The sequence below is a fragment of the Nocardia sp. NPDC049190 genome, assembly GCF_040648115.1.
Taxonomy (GTDB): Bacteria; Actinomycetota; Actinomycetes; order Mycobacteriales; family Mycobacteriaceae; genus Nocardia.
The window spans coordinates 1-3948 of record NZ_JBEZDE010000098.1 but is presented as its reverse complement, the minus strand read 5'-3'; the positions used below and the strand labels follow the sequence as shown (position 1 = coordinate 3948).

General features: G+C 61.9%; 1 protein-coding gene. It reads left to right on the top strand.

Annotation, left to right across the window (positions count from 1 at the left end; all coding sequences use genetic code 11):
* Positions 1 to 1036 precede the first annotated feature (1036 nt).
* Entirely contained in the window at positions 1037 to 3616 is a 2580-nt protein-coding gene (locus AB0B25_RS31960) for an AAA family ATPase (protein ID WP_357187532.1), read from the top strand.
* Positions 3617 to 3948 lie beyond the last annotated feature (332 nt).

Below are 3948 nucleotides of genomic sequence, written 5' to 3'. Positions count from 1 at the left end.
AAGACGTATCGACAACTCATCGACCACGAGTCGAACATCATCCAGCACGACCGATTCCGGCACAACACGAACGAACCACAACCACGCAAGACACGGTCTGAGTGCTCCTCTCATGTCCGTCGGCGTCCGGGGAGATCTGTGTTTCGGGGAGCGGTGGGTTGTATACCCGGGAGTGCGTATCCCCGGTCCAACGAGACGTGACCCGCGCAGTCAATCACGTGAACCGTAATTATCGGGGTCCCGGCAGATCGCGCACTGTATCGACCCACGCAAATGGGCTGTCTCATCCAGCCTGTTGCAGGCTCTCGGTGAGAAGCCGGAACTGCGCGGGTTGCCAGATTGAGCATAATATCCACATTGGCGGGCACAATGTCGGCCAGCTCGGTGCTCGGGATAGGCCACCATCGCTCGGTCTGAACTCGATGTTTGTGCACGGCGGCTGTAGCTACAGCGCCGCACGGCACTCCGTCCGGAGCGGCGTTCACCAGGTTTCGTCGAGGCTGCCGCGTCCAATCTCCACTGCGGCGGCACGAAGAGCTGCGATGACTCCACTGCCAGCGACGTCTTCGTCGTAGGCAACCCGTCTCAGCACGGCATCGAGGGGATCGCTCGGCAACCCGGTCGACCATTGCTGAAGCCTTGTGTCGAGGGGAGGGCAACGCCGAGGGCTTTAGAGCACCTCAATCCTGATCGCCGGGAGTCACGGTCAGATCCGGGCGGCGGGCGGGTCTCGGCTGGATCTCGCATCGATGTCCATAATGGCCAAGGCGGGGAATGCCCCAGCTCGAGTTTCGCCCGCACAGCCGGACCAAGACCACGCCGCCCGGTCCCCGGACTGACTTTGTCCTCAGCAACGGGCCGCGCGAGGAATCCAATACAAAACGAAGCTGCTCGATAGGACCCAATTCCACGGACCCGCCGTATTCCAGTTCTGCGACGCTGGCCCTTGCTCGGATAAGCCGATCACCGAAAGTGCGACAGTGTTGTCGGCCGGACAAATCGCGTCGCCGCGCGATGGCTACTAGGATGGTGTGGTGTGGTGAGCGGGAGCCGAGATCGTGTCATTACAGCTGCAAACTTCATTGGTCGTAATCGTGAGTTGGAGACGATCACCACCTTGTTGTTGGGTTCGACTCGCCTGATCACCTTGACCGGACCGGGTGGGATCGGCAAGACCCGGTTGGCGGCCGAGACTGTGCGGCAGTACCACAAAGCGAGAAAAGGACCGGTGCATTGGGCCCGTTTAGCGCGGCTGGGCAAGAACTGCAACCGCACGGCGGTCGAGGAAGAGGTCGCCAAAGCGGTGCTCGACGTCGATTTCTCCGGTCGGTCGGTGTTCGACGCGCTGGTCGAGACTTTGACCGTAACCGATGCGGCAGGGCGGGCCCGGCAGGTTGTCTTAGTACTGGACAACTGTGAACACGTGGTGTTCGCTGCCGGTGAGTTGATCGCTGAGTTGCTTGAAGCGGTCCCAGGGCTGAGTATCGTGGCAACCAGCCGAAAGGCGATCGGCTGGGTCGACGAGCAGCTGGTCGAGGTGCGCCCACTGACCCGCAAACAGGCGTTGACGTTGTTCCAGCAGAGGGCTGAGATGGCTGGCCACCTGGTCGACGAGCCCGAACAGATCACTGCGGCCGAGTCGATCTGTCGCCACGTGCACAACCATCCGCTCTACATCCAGTTGGCCGCTGCACAGCTGCGTCGGCAATCACTGGTAAGTGTTCTCAATGAGTTGAGTGGCCTAGCCGACGACAGGCGGATGCGCTGGTCATCGGGATCCGAGTGCGGGACCGAACCTCGTCACCGGGCGGTCGTCGACGTCATCTCCTGGTCGTACGACCTGTGCGACGACAAAGAGCGCCTCTTGGTGGACCGCATGTCGGTATTCGCTGCGGGCTATGACCCCAACCCCGAAGACAACACCGATGGTGACAGGGTCCTCGACGTCGGAGCCGACCTGGAAGCGATCCAAGCGGTCTGCGCCGATGATCCTGGCCATGTTGCGGCCGTGAGTGTGATGGCCGATGAGGTCGAGGGGCTACTGGAACGTCTGGTCGACCAGTCACTGGTGTCGGTGCACAGGACGGCGACGACCACGCGGTACTCGCTGCCGGAAAGCACGCGAGTGTTCGCCAAGCAACGGCTGATCGAACACTCCACCGGCGAGGCGGCGGAAGAACCAGCCCGACTGGCCGAACTGCACCGCCATTACTACCACGATAAAATTGTGTATGCACGGGCTCACTGGTTCGGTCCCGCCGAGAAGAACCTTCTGTATTGGGCCCGCGCCGAATGGGACAACCTACTGACCGCGATCGAGTCCAGCCTCACCGCGCCGGGCGAATCCGCACTAGGCCTGGAGATCTGCACTGGGCTGATCGGCCTGCGTGTCCCGTTCTTCGCAGGGGCGCTGCGGGAGACCCGCTGTTGGACCGAAACCGCCCTGGCGGCCACCCGAAAGTTGTCCCGACAGCCGACCCAGCTTCAAACAGACGCATTGGCCCAGCTCGTACTGATTACTCTCTGTCAGGGCCAACGTGAGGATGCCGAACAGATGCTCGAAGACTGCATCGCGTCGTGCCTGCCCGAGGCCAGGGCCGGCTGGCGACAAGACCCCGGAACCGATATCGGCCTGCCCGGTCCCGCCGAATTCGCCTGGGGCGCTGAACTACTCTTGGCACGCAGTGATCCACAAGCTATCACCGTCTCGATCCGCGCCCGAGACAAAGCTCGCGACCTCGGCAACAATGGTGCGGCCGCGATGTACGAAATGTTCGCCGCCCTGGCAGCGAGTCTGCTCGGAACACCGCAACAAGCCCACGAGATCACCCGCCATCACCTCGACCATGCTACCGAGTCCGGGGCATCGTGGACGAAATCCTGGGCTGAACTGGTTCGGGCGATCGCCCTCACCCGACATGGCAGCCCCACCGAAGCGCTCGCGATCGGACGCACTGCACTGGCGCGTCAACTCCCCACGGGAGACCAATGGGGTGCGCTGTGGGCAGTCGAGATCCGGATATGGTCGCTTGCTCAGATCATTACAGACACCGCCTCAGCCGAACGCCCCAACCAAGCCTTCCTGACCGCCCTGGCCACCGAAGCTGCCCAACTCGCTGGAGGGGCCAAAACGTTCCGCACTCGACTCGGCGTAGACATCGAGAAACTGGGCCCAATCGGCGCTGAAACAACCAACGCGATCGGCATTGTCCGCCGCGTGCTCGGCGACAACAGGTTCAGCGCCGAGGAAACCCTGGGGTGCGGGTTGCGACCCGAACTGGCCGAGGTCCAGAAGCTCGCAATGGGCACGCTGCCCATCCAGCAATTGACACCTGCCCACCGAGACCGTGTAGACAGTCAATCGCCCTGGAACGAACTGTCTCCCACAGAACGCCAAGTCGCCATCCTGGCAGCCGCCGGATGGGCCAACACCGCCATCGCCGCACGTCGAGGCAGCTCCCCCAGAACCATCGACGCCCAGATCAGCGCCATCCTTCAGAAGCTCGCCATCAGCTCACGCACCGAAATCATCGGATTCGTCCCCGAAAATCTCATCAACCACGTCCGTACTGAAACCACCCGGCGGCCACACCGAACCAGCCACGCGACACATTAGCTGCCACAATGAGCCACGGGCACCCCGATAATCCAAAACTATCTGGATCGACCTCGCTCTTCGGGTATTCGTCTTGTGGTCGTCGTTCGGGCGCATGTGGAAATGTAGGGAATCCGTTCAGCGGGGTGGCTGCGAGGTGAATCCCCCCGGTGAGTCCGGAGACTTTGTGGTTTGAGAGTTCAGCGGTTTGCTGAGGTCTCTTGTTGACTGTAGTAGAGGGCTTCGAGTTCGGCTGGTGGTATTGAGCGGTCCCCGATGACGAGACCACCCGGAAATAGAGCCGGGTGATTTCGTTCCGTGTTCAGTTGGTTCCGCAGGCCATCGGATGATGG